Annotated in this window: 11 protein-coding genes; all 11 read left to right on the top strand. The window is 66.9% G+C overall.

Going from position 1 to position 18721, the window contains the following annotated elements:
- Positions 1-338: 338 nt before the first annotated feature.
- From NGM28_RS05325 to NGM28_RS28795, 11 genes are read left to right on the top strand one after another with little or no spacing between them, the layout of a single operon-like run.
- Positions 339-1397, top strand: coding sequence for an SPASM domain-containing protein (locus NGM28_RS05325; protein WP_353620511.1), 1059 nt, complete (start codon positions 339-341; stop codon positions 1395-1397).
- The gene (locus NGM28_RS05320; protein WP_252088966.1) at positions 1394-2215 is read left to right on the top strand and encodes a class I SAM-dependent methyltransferase; all 822 of its coding nucleotides are present in this window, start codon (positions 1394-1396) and stop codon (positions 2213-2215) included. The genes NGM28_RS05325 and NGM28_RS05320 overlap by 4 nt, the downstream gene beginning before the upstream one ends.
- Positions 2212-3303: a glycosyltransferase gene (locus tag NGM28_RS05315; RefSeq protein ID WP_252088964.1), complete on the top strand. Its 1092-nt coding sequence runs from the start codon at positions 2212-2214 to the stop codon at positions 3301-3303. The genes NGM28_RS05320 and NGM28_RS05315 overlap by 4 nt, the downstream gene beginning before the upstream one ends.
- Positions 3300-4007, top strand: coding sequence for a PIG-L deacetylase family protein (locus tag NGM28_RS05310; protein WP_252088963.1), 708 nt, complete (start codon positions 3300-3302; stop codon positions 4005-4007). Before NGM28_RS05315 ends, NGM28_RS05310 begins: the two co-directional genes overlap by 4 nt.
- A complete protein-coding gene (locus NGM28_RS05305; protein ID WP_240066023.1) occupies positions 4000-4797 on the top strand; it encodes a glycosyltransferase family protein in 798 nt (265 codons plus the stop codon). The genes NGM28_RS05310 and NGM28_RS05305 overlap by 8 nt, the downstream gene beginning before the upstream one ends.
- The gene (locus NGM28_RS05300; protein WP_252088962.1) at positions 4794-6068 is read left to right on the top strand and encodes a DegT/DnrJ/EryC1/StrS family aminotransferase; all 1275 of its coding nucleotides are present in this window, start codon (positions 4794-4796) and stop codon (positions 6066-6068) included. Before NGM28_RS05305 ends, NGM28_RS05300 begins: the two co-directional genes overlap by 4 nt.
- Positions 6065-7243 carry a 3-dehydroquinate synthase family protein gene (locus tag NGM28_RS05295; protein ID WP_240066025.1) on the top strand — a complete coding sequence of 393 codons (1179 nt, stop codon included), beginning with the start codon at positions 6065-6067 and terminating at the stop codon, positions 7241-7243. The genes NGM28_RS05300 and NGM28_RS05295 overlap by 4 nt, the downstream gene beginning before the upstream one ends.
- A 37-nt stretch (positions 7244-7280) precedes the next feature.
- Complete coding sequence (locus NGM28_RS05290; RefSeq protein WP_252088959.1) at positions 7281-8639, top strand: UDP-N-acetylglucosamine 2-epimerase; 1359 nt, start codon at positions 7281-7283, stop codon at positions 8637-8639.
- Entirely contained in the window at positions 8636-10528 is a 1893-nt protein-coding gene (locus NGM28_RS05285; protein ID WP_252088957.1) for an asparagine synthetase B family protein, read from the top strand. The genes NGM28_RS05290 and NGM28_RS05285 overlap by 4 nt, the downstream gene beginning before the upstream one ends.
- Positions 10525-11571, top strand: coding sequence for a Gfo/Idh/MocA family protein (locus NGM28_RS05280; protein ID WP_252088955.1), 1047 nt, complete (start codon positions 10525-10527; stop codon positions 11569-11571). Before NGM28_RS05285 ends, NGM28_RS05280 begins: the two co-directional genes overlap by 4 nt.
- A 23-nt stretch (positions 11572-11594) precedes the next feature.
- A complete protein-coding gene (locus NGM28_RS28795) occupies positions 11595-18707 on the top strand; it encodes a LamG-like jellyroll fold domain-containing protein (protein ID WP_252088953.1) in 7113 nt (2370 codons plus the stop codon).
- The last annotated feature ends 14 nt before the right edge of the window (positions 18708-18721 follow it).

Here is an 18721-nt window from a genome sequence, read left to right as displayed (position 1 = left end):
CATCCATTGCTGTCTTTTACTTAAGCGAGTTCCCTGCCTAAGTGATGAACTTATCGTGTTGGTGATATATAAAAAGCACTAGTCATTATGAAGTTTGTCTGCAAGTTGATGGCGCGCTGAATGCCCAGCTTAGCAGGGCTGATAGCCCTTTCTGGCGCCGTTTGTCGGCAGGGTTTTTGCGGCTTCCCCTGTGTTGGACAAATATTGCAGCGCTGAAAACCAGTGCTATCGTAGAACTTCACCGCGCGCCTGGCAGGCAGGAAGTTTTCGGGTTCGAGGCTAGGGAAGCGTCAAGTTCTTGGTCCCATGGACAAGCAGGGAAGTAGGGGCGTTCGGTCATGACTGATAATATTCAGTTTATTCAGCTTCAAAGTGCCTGTAGTGATCCGGTGACACATGCCGAACTACCGCGTGCTATTTACGTCGAATTGACAGACCGCTGTAACCTGGTCTGCCCGATGTGTCGCTGCAGCCCGGTCAAGGGCAATATCCTGCCGCTGCCGATGTTCAAGGAAATGGCCGCCGCGCTGTTTCCCACCGCCGAATTCGTCGACCTGCGGGGTTGGGGCGAAAGCACCATCGTGCCTGGTTTTCTCGACTACCTGGACGTGGCGCTGGGTTATCCGGTCAAGCTCAAGCTGATTACCAACGCGGTGGTGCGCAAACCACACCTGTGGCAGCGCCTGGGGCACGAGGGCATCACCGTCGGCGTTTCGTTCGATGCCGCCACGGCGCCGCTGTTTCGCGAATTGCGTGGCGGCGCCGACCTCGAGCAGGTGCTGGCCAACCTGCGCCTGCTCACCGAGGCCCAGCGAGAGGCCGGCCATGATCCGGCGGAAAAGCTCTACCTGTGCGTGACCGTCAGCGGGCGCAACCTCGATGAACTGGCGGGCATCCTCGAACTGGGTATGGGGCTGGGGGTGCGCCGGTTCAAGTTCGAACCGCTGTGGGCGCCCGACGAAGATCCCAACCGCCTGGAGTTCCATACCGAGAAGGTCGCCACGGTGATGGCCCGGCTCGGTCAGCTGCAACGCCAGCACCACCTGCAACTCGAGCTGTCGGCGGCGCTGTCCGCGGCCAGCATCCAGCACCACGCCGTGCACAAGGTCTGCATTCACCCCTGGCAATACCTCTACATCAACAGCCGTGGGCGCCTGGGTTTCTGCGACCACCTCAACGGCCGCGACGAGTTCACCTTCGGCGACTGGCAGCAGGGCGGTTTCGCGGCCTTCTGGAATGGCCCCGAAATGCGCCAGTTGCGCGCCGAGCATCACCAGCGCCTGGGCGGGCCGGCCATCAAGCAGTGCGCCGATTGCAACTGGTGCTACGAGCGCCGCTACATGGACCTGGAAGACTGGCTGGAGCCTGAGTGGGCCAACTACAGGGTGACCCTATGAACCTTCGCGACATGACCCTCGATCCGCCCTGGCTGGCGAACTTCTACGACCCGGCCTTGTTCGATGCCAGCGCCGGGGACGCCGACTCCGCCAACACCATCGCCTGGTACCGCGAGCAACTGCGCGGGCCGGCGCGCCAGGTGCTGGACATCGGTTGCGGCACCGGGCGCCTGGCCCTGCCGCTGCTGGAAGATGGCCACCGGGTGCACGGGGTGGACATCAGCGAGGCGATGCTGGGCTATCTTGCCGCCAAGGCCGGGGGCCTCGCACCACAGGTCCGGGCCCGTTTGAGCTGGGCCCGCGGCAGTGTGCTCGACGAACCCCTGCGGGGGACTTTCGACGCCCTGGTGACCGCCGATGATTTCGTGACCCATTTCGACCTCGACCAGTTGCAATGCTTCATGGTGATCGCCCATGCCGCGCTGCGCCCCGGCGGCCAGTTGCTGACCGATATGCGTGAACGCTCGGCGGTCCGCCTTGCTTCGGCTGCTGCCCCCTTCCCCAAGCCGATGCAGAGCCACGGCCTGTCGGGAGGCATCGCCAGTGAGCAGGGGCCGTTGCATGTGGCGATGATGGGGTGGGAGGAATACGACCCCGAAAGCCGCTGGCTGGTCAGCCACCAGCTGTACAGTTTCATCGATAGCCAGGGACGCGAAGCACGGCGTGACTGGAAGACCATCCGCCAGCGCAACCACAGCAATGCCGAACTGGTCGAAGCCGCGCAACGGGCGGGCTTCGCGGTCGAACGCATCACCGGGCGCGACCTTGAAGGCGTGCCGGGTGAACAGGGCGGGTTCTTTCAGTTGGTGCGCCCATGAAGCCCGCGCTGGAGCTGATCTGGGTGGTGCCTTCGCTGGCCAGCTTGGGCGGCAGTGAATACGCGGCCGTGACCTTTGCCCGGCTGGTGGCTGGCGACGGCCATCGTCTGCGCTTGCTCACCGGGCCTGACGTACACCCGGCGTGGCGGGCCCTGTTGCAGGTCGAGGGCCTGAACGTGGTTCAGGACGCGGATGGCGGCGCGACGGCCATGGCCGACACGCTGGCGCGTCTGCTGGTGGAGCGGCCCGCCGACCTGATCCAGTTCATGCCCATCGAAGCCCATTGCCTGGCGTGGCTGGACCGGCGCACGGCGGTGCCGGTCATCGGTTGGGAACCCACCGACCTGAGCCCCCGCTGCTGGTGGCTGCCGAACACGTTGAGACAACGCCTGCATGAGCTCGACGGGCTGTTGGTGCTCAACCCCGATGCCGCCATTCACGCCCACGAACACTACGCCTACCGTGGGAGTGTCAGCGTACTGGCCAACACCTTGCTCAGTGTCCCCGCCAAGGTTTCGGCGCGCCGTGAGTCGGGGCAGGTGGTGGGGTGCATTTCGCGCTTGTCGGCGGAAAAGGGCCTGGAGTTCCTGCTGGCGGCGTTCGCCTTGCTGCTGGAGCGTTGCCCACGCGCCACCTTGCGCCTCTGGGGCGAAGGCGAAGACCAGGAGCGCCTGGAAAATCTGGCGCGGATGCTGGGCATCGAGGCATCGGTGGATTTTGCCGGCGGCTTCGAACCTTTCGGCGGCATCGATGACGTGGCGGCCAGTGCCGATGTGTTCGTGCTCAGCTCACTGTTCGAAGGCGCGCCGGTCGCGCTTCTGGAACTGGCCGCCAGGGGCCGGCCGCTGGTGGCCTCGGCGACCAGCGGTGCGCGCTGGGTGTGCGGGCAGGCGTATCCGTGGCTGACGGCGGTCGGCGACACCCGCGCCATGGCCGATGCCTTGGCGCAGGCACTGAATGGCCAGGGCCGGAAGATACTGGGCGAGCAGTTGCGCGAGCGTTTCGAGCAGCAGTTCGCCCCAGCCCGGGCGCTGGCCACCCTGAACGCGGCCTACGCCCGTGCGCTGGCGGCAGGCCCGCGGCCATGAGCAGCCGGGGGGAAGCCTGGCTGCTGTCGCCCCACTGCGACGACATCGCCTATTCGATGGCGGGGCGCTTGCTCGGCGGGGCGGAGCGAGGGCAGGGCATACGCCTGCTGACGATCTTTTCCCAGAGCCGTTTCGCCCCATACGCGCCGAGGCTGAATACCCAGGCGCAGATTTCCCGCTGGCGCCAGGCTGAGGAAGCCCGTTTCTGCACCGCGCTGCACCTGGCCCACGAGTGCCTGGACCTGGCCGAAGCCCCGCTGCGCGGCTATCCCGATGTCGATTCGCTGTTCGTCGATGACGGCGCGGTGCCTGAAGATCCGGTGCTCGAACGCCTGGAACAGCGGCTGCGCCAGCGCCTGGAGCAGGCCCGACCGGCCAGGGTCTATGCGCCACTGGGGATAGGCGGGCATGTCGACCACCTGCTCACGCGCCGGGCCGCGCAGCGGGTGTTCGCCGACGTCTGCCCGCTGCTGTTCTATGAAGACCTGCCCTATGCCGGCGAACTGTCGGCAGATGCCCTGGCACAGCAGCTGGCGCGCACCACCCAGGGCTTGCGGCCACTGCTCACGCCGTTGGCTGACTGGCTGCCGGAAAAACTCAGGCACCTGGCCGGTTATGCCTCCCAGGTGGCGGAAAAAGACCTGGCCTCGGTGGCAACCCATGCTCATTTGATCGGAGGTGAACGTGTCTGGACCCTTGGCTGATATCTGTATCCTGACCTTCGCCGTGGACCGCCCGCAGGCGTTGGCGCGCTGTATCGCCAGTGTCGCCGCGCAGCAGGGCGGCCTGCGTGTCGAGCATCGCATCCTGTCCGAGCGGGCCATGGCACTGCGGGCGCATCCAGCCTTGGTGGGGTGGCGGGAGTGGGTGGTGTGGCAGCCGCTCGAAGGGCAGCCGTTCCAAGGTGCTTCTTCGCAGCGCATGGCACGCCTGCGGGCCGCGGCGCTGGCCCAGGTGGAGCAGCCGCTGGTGGCGTTCCTCGATGATGACAATGCGCTCGAACCCGAGCATCTGCAGACTCTCTGCCAGTGCCTGGAAGACCCACAGTTGCAGGCGGCCCATGCCTGGCGCCAGGTGCTCAACCCGGACGGCACGCCGTTCCCGTTCACCCACTACCCCTGGCACGACGACCCGGTGGTGGCCGACAGGATGTACCGCTGGGGCCTGGCCCACGGTGTGTTCAGCCCCGGCAGCCCGGTGATGCGCGACGGGGTGCGCGGCCCCGAGGAGCCCGACAGCTGCGCCACGGTGGACATGAACGAATGGCTGTTCCGCACCGAGTGCTTGCGCGGCCTGGGCTTCGACGAACGCTTCAGCCAGCGCGAAGTGGACCTGCGGGTCGGTGAAGACGACAAGCTGTTCCAGCGGGTGCGCGAGCGAGGGGTGAAGTTCGCCTGCTCGGAGCGCGCCACCGTGCGTTATTACCTGGGTGGCGTGTCCAACCTGCGCCAGACCAGCGGCCCGACCCAGGCCAGCGCCGGGGCCCACCCATGAGTGGCCTGGCATTGTTCGGTGGCACTCCGGTGCACAGCCAGGCCTGGCCACAATGGCCGCAGTCCACGGTGAAAAGCGAACGCGCCCTGCTCACGGTGATGCGCAGCGGGCGTTGGTCGGTCAGCGGCCTGGAGACCGACGGCAGCCCGACCTGGGACCAGCGCTTCGCCGAGGCCTTTGCCCAGTACAACGGCGTGCGCCACTGCGTGCCCACGGCCAACGGCACCAGTGCCCTGATGGCGGCCATGCAGGCCCTGGGCATCGGCGCCGGGGACGAGGTGATCGTCCCGGGGCTGACCTGGGTGGCCTGCGCCAGCGCGGTACTGGCGATCAACGCGGTGCCGGTCATCGTCGACATCGACCCCCACTCACTGTGCCTCGACCCCCATGCAGTGGAGGCGGCGATCAGCCCGCGCACCCGGGCGATCATGGTGGTGCACCTGTACAACGCCATCGCCGACCTGGATGCGCTGCTGCCGATGGCCCGCCGCCACGGCCTGCACCTGATCGAGGATTGCGCCCAGGCCCATGGCGCCCAGTGGCGCGGGCGGCATGTGGGGACGCTCGGTGCGGTCGGCACCTTCAGCATGCAGAACGGCAAGGTGCTGACCAGCGGCGAGGGCGGTGCCTGCATCTGCGACGACCCTGACCTGGCCGCGCGTATCTTTCGCCTGCGCGCGGACGGTCGGCAACGGGTTACCGAGGCGGTGCCACCGGGCTACATGACGCTGGAGGAGGGCGGCCAGGGCTTTGCCCAGAACGCCTGCCTCAGCGAGCCCCAGGCGGCGATCCTGCTCAGCCGCCTGGAAGACCTGGACCATGAAAACGCCCAGCGCGCCCGCCAGGCCCAGCGCTTGCGCCTGTTCCTCCAGGAAATCGGCGGGTTCGCCTTCCAGCAGAGCGCCGAAGGCACCGAGCGGACCACCTTGTACCACTTTCCGGTACGCCTGGAGGGCCCTGAGTTCGAGGGTGTGCCGGTAGAGCAGGTGTGCCGGGCGCTGTCCGCCGAACTGGGTTGCTGGGTGCACCCGCCTTATCCGCCGATGGACGCATTCGCGGTGCTTGCGCGCGGCCACTCCCAGCGCCTGTTGACGGCCCCGCGGGTGCCGCAACCACTGCTGTGCGCCCAGGCCGCACATCGCCAGCACGTGATGCTGGCCCATTGGTTGTTCCTCGCCGACGACCAGGCGATGGTCCATGTCGCGCAGGCGTTCGCCAAGGTCAAGGAACACGCGCACGAACTGCGTGCGGGTCAAGGAGAAGGGCTATGAATTCGCTTCTGCAGGATATACCGGCGCGGCGTTCTACCCAGGAACAGCCGGTCCGCGCCCTGGACTTCCGCTTCGGCGAGCAGCGCATGGAAATGTTGCTGGGCTACCGCTTCACCGAGCAGATTGCCCAGCGGGTCAGCGAGCAGGCCGCACACATTCTGCTGGTGGCCGATCGACGGGTCTACGAACTGTGGGGGGCGCCGTTGCTCGCCGCCCTGCAACGCCACCTGCCGGTGACCTGCCTGCTGGTGGACGCGATCGAGGCGGCCAAGACCCTCGGCGTGTTGCAGGGCCTGCTCGACCAGGCCGTGGCCGGTGGCGCGACCCGGCGTTCCGTGGTGGTGGCGTTCGGTGGCGGCCTTACCGGCAACCTGGCCGGCATGCTGGCCGGGTTGCTGTACCGCGGCATTCGCCTGGTGCACATCCCGACCACGTTGCTGGCGATGTCCGATTCGGTGCTGTCGCAGAAGCAGGCGGTCAACGGCAGCGCGGCGAAGAACATGTACGGCCTGTACCACCCGGCAAGCCTGTGTTGTGTCGATGTGCAGTACCTGCAGAGCCTGCCAGCGCCGGCGTTCTCCGCCGGGGTGGTGGAGTTGTGCAAGAACGGCTTGGCCTTCGACGCCGCGACGGTGCCGGCGCTCGAGCGCCTGGCGGCGGACACCTCGCCGGCCGGCTGGATCGAGTTGGTGCAGTTGGGGATCCAGGCCAAGCAGCAACTGCTGCTGGACGACCCGCTGGAGCACGAACTGGGCGTGGTGCTGGAGTACGGGCACACCGTCGGCCATGCCCTGGAGCTGGAGACCGGCACCCTGACCCACGGCCACGCCGTCGGCCTGGGGATGCTGGTGGCCGCTGCCATCGCGCGGGAGCGTGGCTGGCTCAGCGAACAGGAAGAACACCTGCATGCCCAGCTGCTGCGACGCTGCGCTGCGCCTCTGGGCCTGGATTGCCCGCCGTCGTTCGACCGGGTCATGGCGCGCATCCGCCAGGACAACAAGCGCGGGCGCATTCGCCTGAACGCCGGGCACTACCCCTTCGTGCTGTTGCGCGGCATCGGCCAGCCGGCCATGAGCCAGGGCCAGCCGCTGGTGGGGGTGGACGAAGGCGAGATTCGCCGGGCCTACGCCAAGTTGCAGGCGGGCTACTACACCGCGTTGCGCGTTGCCGAGTAAACCTTCCCGACCACCGCTCGCGATAAGGAATGTCGTGATGCCCGAACCGAGTTTCAACCTGGCCTGGGTGGATGAAGCCCGCCTGGCCGCTGCCATCGACCAGGCCAACCGCGAGCAGCGGCCGCTGTACCTGATCGTGCTCGCCACCAAGCCGTGCTACATCAAGCTGGCCAGCCTGGTGCTGGCCTGCGAGGCGCTGCGGTTGCCGTTCCTGCTGATCGACACCGGCCAGCACTACGACCCGGTACTGACCCAGGCCAGGGAGGAGCTGGGTTATGAGCACCTGTTGGCGGTGAGTTTCGGCATCCGTGGCTCATTGCTGGGGCGCACCGCGCAACTGGCGCTGGCCATCGAATGCCTCGATGCCCGGCTCAAGGCCGGTGGGCTGCGCCAGAGCGCGGTGCCGCTGGTGTCCGGGGACACCGCCACGGCGGCGCTGTTCGCCCAGTTCTGGTACCTGGCCCATGGCGCGCGCAGCGTGCACGTCGAGGCCGGGCTGCGCAGCTACGGTCCTGATCGCGCTGCCTGGGCGAACCTGCAGGACCTGGCCGAGCAACGCCAGCTGCGCTGGCAGCGGTTTTACGAAGAGCCCTTCCCGGAAGGGGTCTGCACCACCCTGGCCAGTGTGGTCGGCGACCTGCTGCTGGCCCCGGTGGAGCGCAATGTCGAGCACCTGCTGCGCGAGGGCTACCCGCTGCCACAGCTGCGCCAGGTCGGCTCGCTGAGCAGCGACGCGGTGCGCCTGGCCTTGCCACGGGCTGCACGCAGTCAGTTGTTCAGCCTTTACCCGGAACTGGCCCAGGGCCGCTGGCTGCGGGTGGACCTGCACCGGCGCGAGAACATGACCGCCCAGGCCTTGCAGGCGGTGTTGCAGGGGCTGGGGCGGCTGGCCATCGACGGTGTGCAAGTGGTGCTGGTGCGCACCAACGCCCTCGACGGCGCACTGGTCCAGCATCAGCTCGCCGGCCTGCTGCACGACGTCCGGCTCAAAGGCGTGGTGGTCCAGCCGATGTGGCCGCACTACACCGATGTCATCCACTTCCTGACCTCTGGCCATTGCCTGGCGCTGTACACCGACAGCGGCGGCCTGCAAGAGGAGGCCACAGTGCTGGGCGTGCCTTGCCTGACCTGCCGGTTGAGCACCGACCGCCCGGAAACCGTGCTCGACGCGCAGAGCAACCTGCTGCTGCCGCCGCTGTCGGCGGCGTTCGTCCATCGGCACCTGCGCGATGTGCTGGCGCGCCCGGTGGCCGAGGCCTGGCCAGGCTTGCAGCGCGGCCGCACGCTCTATGGCCAGGCCGTGGGGCAGGGCATCGCCGAACTGCTCAAGGTGTACGAGGCACCCGCCGTGCTGGCGGGCGCCCAGGCACAGTACCTGCCGCGGGTGCAAGCGTGAACCGCCCGGCGCAGGTCACCAGCGCCAAGGCTGCGTCTGCGCACCTCTGTGGTGGGCTGGGCAGTGGCATGGGCGATCTGCGGCCCTGGCTGTCGCCCATGAGCCAAGCTCTGGGGCTTGAGGCCGATCAACTACCTTCCACCGCGCACAGTCACACACTGTGGTGTGGTGAGCTGCTCAACCGCGCCCAGTTTCAGGGCTGGCTGGGTCTGGCGGGGCAGCCACACACCGACGGCGAGCTGCTGACCCTGGCGTTCCTGGCCTGGGGCGAAGTGGCGACCCTGAACCGGATCAACGGCAAGTTCGCCCTGGCGCACTGGAGCGCCGGGCAGCAGCGACTGGTCCTGGCCTGCGACCGTACCACGCAGTTCACGGTGTTCTACGGCCGACTGAATGAACACTGGTTGTTCAGCAGCGACTTCGGCGCCTTCCGCCCGTTGCACCGGCAACTGGACGTCGACCGGCAGACGCTGGCGCTGTTCGTGCGTTACGGTTTTGTCCCGGCGCCGCATACCTTCTACCGGCAGGTGCGCAAGCTGCAGCCCGGCCACTGGGTGTCGCTGTCGGCCCACGACGCCGGTGAAGTGGCGCAACAGCCCTATGCGTCTTCATCCTGGGCATACCTGCCGACCACCCAGCGCAAGCCCATCGAGGCAGGGACCGCCACCCAGGCCTTCGAGCGCCATCTGCTGGCGGCTGTCGAATCCCGGCTGGATGGCTCCACGGCTGGCGCCTTCATGTCCAGTGGGTTTGATTCGACCTTGGGCGCGGCGCTGCTGCAGAAAATCCAGGGCAAGCCCATCCATACGTTCACCGCAGGCTTCCAGGGCATGCATTGCAACGAGGCCCCGGACGCTGCGGCCATTGCCCGGCACCTGGGGACCCTGCACCACGAGATCCGGCTCGATGACGCGGCGCTGGCAGGCGTGGTGCCTGACATCCCCAATACCTATGGCGAACCCCTGGCCGACTCGTCGCAACTGCCTTCGATGTTGCTGGCCCGCGCCGCCAGCGAGTACGTCGACACAGTGTTCGCCGGCGATGGCGCCGATTGCGTGCTGGGCGAGTACGCCCAACGCCTGGACATGTACCGCAGCGTGCTCCGTGCACGCCGCTTGCCGCCTTGGGGCAGGGCTGCGCTGGGCCGTGGTCTGGAGCTGGCCGAACGGTGCTCGACGCCGCTTGCTACAGGCCTGGCCCGTTGGCTCGGTCGACGCCTGGCGTTGGACGACCCCGGCCGTGATGCTTTCGAGGACGTGCGGGGCGTGCTGGCTGCCAATGGCCTGGGGCAGGTTGAGCGCGTGCTCGGCGCTCGGGTGCTGGACCCCGGGCGGCTGGTGCTTGGCGAAGGCTGGCTGGATATTCCCTGGCCGGGTACCGGTGCCGAGCCACCCAGATTGTCGGTGTTGCTCGACCAGTTGGTGCAGGTGCAAGGGGAAATCCTCATCGCACCAGTGACGCAAAAGACCATCTGTGCCTGCGACCACGCCGGCCTGCGGGTGGCCATGCCGTTTCTCGACGGGGCGCTGCTGGACTTCGCCAGGGGCTTGCCCCACCACCTCAAGCACCGCAAGCACACCTCCAAGTGGCTGCTGCGCCAAGTGGCCTACCAATACATCCCCAGGGCTCTGCTCGAGCGCAAGAAGCTGGGCTTCAGCATCTGGGTAAGCCCACTGCTGCGCCACCACCTGCGCGACTGGGCCGAGCACCTGCTGGCGCCAGGTCGCCTGCGCGACGAAGGTTTCTTCGACGTGGCCCAGGTGCGTTGGGAATGGACGCGGTTGCTGCACCATGGCGAGCACTTCAGGGAAGAGCGGCTGTGGTCGGTGCTGATGTTTCAACAATGGCTCGACACCAGCCGGGCCTTCAGCTTGCGGGGGAACGGATGAGCGCGATACGAACGGCCTTGATCGGCTGCGGCACGGTGTGTGACTGGCACCTGGAAGAGCTGGACAAGCTCAGGGACCTGTTCGACGTGTGTTGCCTGTGCGACAGCGTGCCGGGCAAGGCCCAGGCGCTGGCGCAGAAGTGGCGGGTAACGGGCTGGACCGAGGACTTCCAGCAAGTGCTGGACGACCCGCTGATCGAGTGTGTGTGGATCCTGACGCCACCGTTCAACCACGCCGAACTCGCCATCGCGGCACTGCGGGCCAACAAGCACGTGTTCTGCGAAAAGCCCCTGGCCAAGACCTCGGCGCAATGCCAGGAGGTGGTGCGGGTGGCCGAGGACAGCCAGCGGGTGTTCCTGCTGGGCTACCCGATGCGCTTTTCCGCCGATGCGGGCAACCTGCGCAAGGTCGTGCAAAGCGGTGTGCTGGGTCGCCCGGTGGTGTTCCGGGATGTCTGGGCGGTGTGCAAGGGCGCCGACAGCCCGGCCATCCACGATGCCGAACTGGGCGGCGGGGTGGTGTTCGAACACACCCACTGGCTGGACTTCGTGACCTGGATGTTCGGCCCGGCACGCAAGGTCTACGCCTCAACCCGCAAGCTCAAGCTGGGGCCGACCAGCGCCCACGACACGGTGATCGCGGTGATCGATTTCGTCTCCGGCGACCAGGCGCTGTGGTCGGAGTCCTGGGCCGCCAGCGGCCTGGGCTGGGAGCCTTTGTGCGTGGGGCGGGCCGGGATCCGCCCGACCTTCGACGTGGTCGGCGAGCAGGGCGTGCTGCAGTTCCCCAACGCCCGGGGCGAGAAGGTCTTGAGCCTGTATCGCTATGACCGGCCCGAGCAGCCAGCTGGCACCTGGACCTGGCAGCACGACTGGGGCACCAACGACGACGCCTTCCCCAACGAGCACCGCCACCTGTACGCCTGCATCCGCCATGGCACACCACCGGTGTGCCAGGCCCGCGACGGCCTGCGCGCGGTGCAGCTGGCCGAAGCCATTCTCGAATCCAGCCGCAGCGGCCAGCCGGTGTTGCTGCAGCCATAGCCGATCAACAGGGAGGGGATAGCGTGCAGCAGTTCAATCAGATCGTATCGGTCAATTTCCAGGGCGTGGTGGTGGTGTTCGGCCGCGAAGTGGCGGGCAAGCAGGCCATCTACTTCGATGTGCTCGGCCAGGATGTCGACAGCGACGACGATGATCTCGACTGGTCGGGCTTCACCGCGGTGACCTTCACCGAACAGGTGCGCCAGGTGGGTATGAGCATCATCGCCGTGGATTGCGACGCCTCGACCCTGGTGCCGTCGCTGGCGCCGTTTCGGGTGGTGACCGACCAGAAGTACATCTCGGTCATCCAGCAGTCCATGAGCGGCACCCTGTACGTGAACCGTTTTCGCCTGCTGAAGAACAAGTCGGGCACCGACCAGAAGACCACCGACTACGAGCTGTCACCGGCATGGGAAGTCCGCTACGCCCGCAGCCACAAGGAAGACGTGCCCGCCGACAAGTCCGACAAGCAGGACTTCCTCGACCCCGACGGCCAACCTTTCCTGGAACCCTCCCTCGAACTGTCGATGATCACCGGCGTGACCGACGGCCATTTCGACGCGCTGCTGCTGCCGATCGCCGGCAGCGAAAGTTTCGCCTGGCAGTTCCTGGCCCTGGATGCCAGCGCTACTTCGGTCAAACTGTTCAATTTCCCCGCCACCGACAATGGCCTGTTCGACGTGGCCGGCAAACCCGTGGGCAGCGACCTGCGCATCCAGCCGGACAGCGTCTTCGGCGTGGCCAAGGCCGGTACAAGCACCGCGCTGCCGATCACCTCGGCGCCCCGCGCGGTGACCTATGTCAAGCATGAGAAGGTGGTGCAGCCCGACGGTTCGAGCATCGGCGTGCGCCGCGCCACCCGGGTGATGATCACCCTGACGGTCGCCGACGGCACCGTCACCCTGGACTCGGCCATTGGTGTGAACGGCACCATGGCCAACCTCTCGGGGGTGATCGTCACCTCCAACATCGTCCCGGCCGAATTCGACCTGCGCTTCGATGGCGTGTCCAGTCTCAACCTGCTGCCGCCCACCAGCGGCGCTAACCCACTGGCGATCAAGGGGCCGTTCGAGATCGGCCTGATGCTGGCGCCGGGGGTCAAGGGCGACGGGCTGAAGGTGCTGGGCGGGGCGCCCCAGGCCGAGGAGAAGACCCTCGCGCCCTATGTCTCGATCGTCGACGGCGACAAGCTCGAAGTGGGCTTTGGCAATGGCAGCGCGCGGGTCAGTTGCCGCACCCTGCACCAGGTACTGTTCAACGATGTGTGGAGCGACCTGCACATTCGCTACGCGGGCAAGGGCGACAACCCCTTCACCCTGACGGTGAACGACGCGCCGGTACCGCTCACGCCCTGCAGCACCACGGCCGAGCCCAGCGGCACGGCCATGGCGCTGGTGGCGGCGGACAACAACGGCTTCGTCGGCGCGTTGAAGCGCCTCGTCATCACGGTGGCGGGCACCGCCGCGGTGCAACTGGACTGCAACAGCGTCAACTACAGCGACACCCCCCCGACCACGCTCAACCAGGCCGCCTCGGGGGTGAAAGTGACGGTGCAGGGCGCGCGCCTGGAACCCTCGGCCTCGCCGGTCAACAGCGACATGAGCGGTGAGTTCTACATCGATGCCATGGGCCTGACCTACTACGCGGGCCTTGCCGGGTTCATTCGCCCGAACGCGGCCACCTGCCTGATCGATGGTTCCGACGGCCTGCTGCACCTGTATTACCCCGGCGATGACAACCTGCTGACCGTGGCGCAGTTCTCCACCCAGTCGGCGCGCGCCACCTTCACCGTCGACTGGACCACGCAATGGGGCAGCAGCGGGGCCAGGGCGGCGGCGCTGGAGCTGCCCGCGACTTCGGTGGCGCTGTACCGTGGCGTGAGCTGCGAGCACTGGGCGCCGGTGGCCGCACGGCTGCTGGTGGCCCCGGATACCACCCAGAGCGGCTTCGTCAACTTCGTCGCCCACCGGGTCGGCACCTACATGAACAGCACGCGTATCACGGTCGCCGCCTCCAGCGTGTCCGAGTTGCTCTGCGACATCCATGTGGAGGCCTCGCAAAGCGTCGGCACGGAAACCTGGCGGGGCCTGCCACGGGATATCGCACAGCTGACGCAGATCTGGAACGGCGCTGCCTCCAACAACCCGGACGACCCCCAGGTGCTCGACCAGTCCAAGCCCTATTTCGACTACGCGGGCAGCGCGCCTGCGGTGCTGGTGCCCACCGGCACGGGCGGCAACGGCAGCTTCTTCCTGCTGACCTCGGTGCCGCAGTTGCCGGTCACGCTGGCCTCGGTGGCGGTCGCTGCCGGGGCCACCGATGAATTCGTGGTGGTCGACATCACCCTGGCAGCGCCGCCGCGCTGGCCGGCCAGCGCCACCCTCAACCAGCACTGGCCCGCCGTGCCGGCGACGCCGCGTACCTTGCTCGACGTGTTCGCCGGCAAGGCGCCGCACTACGACTACAGCGCGGTGACCACCGCCGGTAGCCGCGCCTATGGGCTGCCCCTGAGCCTGGCGCGCTCCGACGAGCAGGTCAGCCATGTGCTGGTGTTCGTGCGCGACGAGCAGAAGGACTTCGCGGTGACGGTCAGTGCCGCCGCGCAGCCGCTGCTGTGCAACGTGCTCATCTGCGGCGTCAGCCTGCCTGACGTACCCCGCGAGCAGGCCGGGTTCGTCAAGGTGCTCAATGGTGACGCGGCCGGCTATGCCTACCCCAGCGGCTACCAGACCGGCCTGGCGACCTTGATCTACGCCTTGGGCAATGGCTTGAGCGCCGACGTGGTCGACACCCCGGCACCCGCGCCCGAAGGCGGCGCGTTCGCCTATGCCGGGTTGCTGCGCGTGCTGTTCCAGGGGCAAAGCTACGATGCGCCCGGGATGGCCACCCAGGCCTTGACCAGTGCGGCGGTCATCCAGGGCGCGCGGCTGGCGTTCAATGGCCGGGACGACGCCATTCGCGGCTCGATGCTGTTCGGTGCGCTGGTCGACGCACCGCCCACCGACGGTGGAGTAGGGCGGCTGACCAACACCTCGGTGCACTCGGGCGGTATCGCCCCGGTACTGACGCCCGGGGTCAACGGCGGCTGGATGCCGCTGCCTCCCAGCTTCAGCCTCGACCTGAACCCGCCGAGCAAGAGCAACTACGTGGCGTTCAATGTCGACAAGGCGTTCTCGCCCTCGGACCAGCTGGCGATCACCGACGACCTGACTGTGGAGGCCTGGCTGGCCCTGAGCGACAGCCGCATCAACCCGTCGTCGCGGGCGCTGTCCTATAACGTCATCGGCAATCGCAAGCACCCGGACCTGCCGGTGCAATACATGATCGGCGCACGGCAAGGGCCGGGGCTGGAGATGAGCGACAGCACCTACGTGACCCGTGCCTTCAACTTCAAGCCACCGGCGTTGTCCTTGCAGGTCTATGTCTACCTGCCGCAGAGCGGCCTGAGCGGCACGCTGCTGTCGGTCTCGCAGGTACGCGGCAGCGACCAGTACGTGCAATTGGCGGTGGACGAGTACGGCAAGGCGGTGTTCACCTTCCTGGAAGACAAGGGCGAGGTGAAGACGGCTCAGCCGCTGCCGGTGGGGGCCTGGACCTGCCTCACCGCGGTGGTGGAGCTGGCCGGGCAGGGGCAGGTGACCCTCAAGCTGTCGGTCAACGCCGGGGCGCCGGTCAAGGCCACGGCCAGCAACAGTTTTAGCGGCGACCTCGGTGCTTTGATGCTGGGCAGCAACCAGGGCGGCAGCCTGCCGGCCCGGGTCAACGGCGTGGCGTTCTGGCAGCGGGCGCTGAGCGACAGCCAGATGCAGAACAGCTTCAGCCAAGGCTTCGCCGACACCGACTCGATGCTCGGCATCCGCTGGAACCTGGCCGAAGGCAGCGGCATCGTCATCACCAACTCGGCCGCCACCGGCATCGAGTACGACGCCACGCTGATCAACCCCGCCAGCCCCGCCTGGAGCGCGCAGGGGGCGTTCCAGGTACCCTATGCCGGGCGCAACGAGCTGGTGCTGACCTCCAACCGCATCCTCAAGGGCTGGACCCATGTCGCGCTGGCCTCGCGCCAGGGGCACGGGCTGAGGCTGCTGGCCAGCAACTACGGCAAGGTCAGTGACGGCGACGCCTTCAACCCCTCCAGCACCTTCGCCCTGGAAGCCTGGATCGCGCCGTCGGCGTTGAACCGCAAGCAGGTCCTGCTGGAGAAGAACGGCAGCTATTCGCTGTACATCAACACCCTCGGCCAGGTGTGCCTGACCGTGCAGTTGCAGATGGACCCGCCCAAGTACGACGACCCACCCGTCAACTTCACCCATGAGGTGAAGTTCGCCATCACGGCCGGAGTGACCACCTACGTGGCGCTGAACTTCAGCACCGGCACCGTGGCCAACGACAACGGCAGCAAGGAGTACGTGGCGCAGAAGTACTACGTGCGGGCCGGGCTGTACCTCAACGGTGTCCAGGTTGCCGAGCAGATGCGCAACGACCTGGCGCGCCCGGCGACGGTACGCACGCAAACGTCTTCGTTTTACCTCGGGGTCAACGATGACCTCACGTTCAACTACGAGGGACTGATCTCCCACGTGCGGGTGTGGAACCGCACCCTGGCCACCGACCAGATCGCCCAGACCTACGCCCTGCGTCTCACACCAGCCTCCACCGATGGCCTGGTGGCCGCCTGGGACTTCGACGAAATGGCCGGCACCAACGCCAAGGACCTCACCGGCAACAACACCCTGGTACTGAGCAGCAACCAGCTGTGGACCATCTGGCAGGACGTGGCCCAGGCCAGCCTGGTGGTCAACGGCCGTGGCAGCCTGCCGCTGCGCCTGACGGTGGCCGATGTCGGCGGCTACCAGGACAGCCAGTTCACCTTCGGCGGCGCCCGCCAGGGGACGACGCTGACGCTGCCCTACAGCGGCCGCATCGACGATGTGCGGCTGTTCTCCACGCGCCTGACCGAGCAGCAGATCCGCGAAAGCATGAACAAGGCGCTGACCGGTGGCGAGGAGCACCTGGCCGCCTACTGGCGCATTGAGGCCGGCTCCGGCCCGACGCTGTTCGATTTCACCGGCTACGGCAACAACGGCACCCTGACCCCGGCCGCCAGCCCACCGCAGTGGAGCAGTGCCGCGGCGCCGATCCAGAACGAGGCGCAATACGTGGTCAATACCCTGGGCGGCACGCCGGACTACTACGTCGCGCGGATCCAGGGCCAGCCGTCGGTGATCGAGTACGCCAGCGCCGAGAAGGACGCCTACGGCAAGATCTTCAGCGTGATGAAACGCGGTTACTTCTACCAGAGCAGTGACGGCGTGACGGCGCTGGAGGTGGGCTACAAGGTCGGTGACCTCGACACCTTGTTCGTCGGCCAGGTGCAGAGCAAGCCGACCATCATCGGCTTCATCGAAGGCGGCCCACCGCTGCCCAGCGAAAACCAGACCCTGGCCTACTGGGTCGGCGACATGGGCGGCCCGGCGTCGGACTACGCCTCGGCCTGCTCGGTCACCTACCAGGAGAGCGAAAGCAAGAGCTGGACCTTCACCGGCAACAAGACCTCGACCTTCAATGGTGAGTTCAACCTCAAGGGCGGCCTGTACCAGAAGAGCAAGAGCGATGTGTCGGTGGGCCTGGGCGCCGAGGCCGAGACCATGGTGCTGGAAACCACCATCACCGGCGGCGCCAAGATGGTGCTGTCGGGCAACCTGGGCGACGGCCTGGAAGTGTCGCAGAACCATTCCAGCAGCGTCAGCCTGGCCACCTCGATGACCCCCACCGGCAATTGGGAGGCAGCCAACGCGGTACTCAACCTGACGGTGGGGCGGCGCTACATCCAGAACAACGTCGGCATAGCCCTGGTCAAGTCGTCCACCGCCGACCTCTACATGCAGGCGCTCAAGGGTACCCAGACCCCCGTCGGCTACGTGCTGGCGCCGAACACCACGATCCCGGTGGACACCAACATCATCGATTTCCCGATCAACCCGCGCTATGTGAAGAACGGCACCCTGGACGGCAAGGTCGGCCTGGTCAACGACCCGGACTACCCCGAGGCCAACGATGAGCGCGGCAGCTACTTCAAGCCGCTCGAAGCCTACGACACCAAGCGCAAGATCGAGAAGCAGGAGCAGCAGCTCAAGGCCTACTACGACCAGTTCGACGTCAAGAAGTACCGCACGGTGGCGGCCATGGACAACCTGCGCGACAAGCTCAGGTCCAACCAGTTCTACGACTTCGCCAACCAGCGCAACCTGCGCAGCCTCTACAACAACTACGTGTGGACGGCGGCGGGGGGGTTGCACAAGGAAGAACACAGCTTCGCCAACAGCTACAGCGAAACCTACACCGGCACCAGCAGCCTGACCTTCGCCGCGGGCCTTGAGTTCAAGGCCGACATCGGCACGCCGTTCGGCGGCTACTACATTGAGGCCGACACCCTGCTCGGTAACACCTGGACCATGACCGCGACCAAGGCCGAGGCGCTGTCCAACGGCTTCGCCCTGAGCTGCAGCGTCAGCCCGACCAACTTCCTGCCCGCGCCGATCCTCACCCAGGAGGGCGGCAACCTGAAGTTCAGCGGCTACGGCGCCAACGCCGCGCCAGGCAAGGTCGACGCCTACCGCTACATGTCGTTCCTGCTGGCGCCGGCCGCCGACAACTTCAGCGTATTGGCGCAGGTGGTGGACCAGAACTGGCTCAACAATTCCACCAGCGCCTCGGCCGCCGCCATGCGCGAGGCCATGAACAACCCAAGCGAGCCGTGGCGGGTGATGTACCGCACCACCTATGTCAGCCGGGTGCCGGCGGCGTTCCAGCCGGTCAAGGCCGACACCAACGCACCCAACATCACGCCCCCGGCCAACCTGCCGTCCAACCACTGGCTGGTGAGCGTGATCGACAAGCAACTGGACAAGACCGACCCGACTCGCCTGGAGATCGGGACGGCGATCGACACGGTGCTGGGGAGCCCCAGCGCCGGCCCAGGCCTGCTCAAGGACCTGATCCCCTGGTGGGCCGCCTTCTACACGGCGGCCAAGGTTTACGGGAGTGACGAGTTTCTCGAACTGGCCGAACTGCGGGTCGACTTGCTGAACTACATGGCCAGCAAGTACGAAGCAGAGCACTACCGCACCAGCTGACCCACAACCCACGT

Origin of the sequence: Pseudomonas sp. MWU13-3659 (genome assembly GCF_023757525.1) — a bacterium.
In the GTDB taxonomy this organism is placed as follows: Bacteria; Pseudomonadota; Gammaproteobacteria; order Pseudomonadales; family Pseudomonadaceae; genus Aquipseudomonas; species Aquipseudomonas entomophila_E.
The sequence above is the reverse complement of the archived record's forward strand: the minus strand, read 5'-3'. Positions and strand labels throughout refer to the sequence as shown.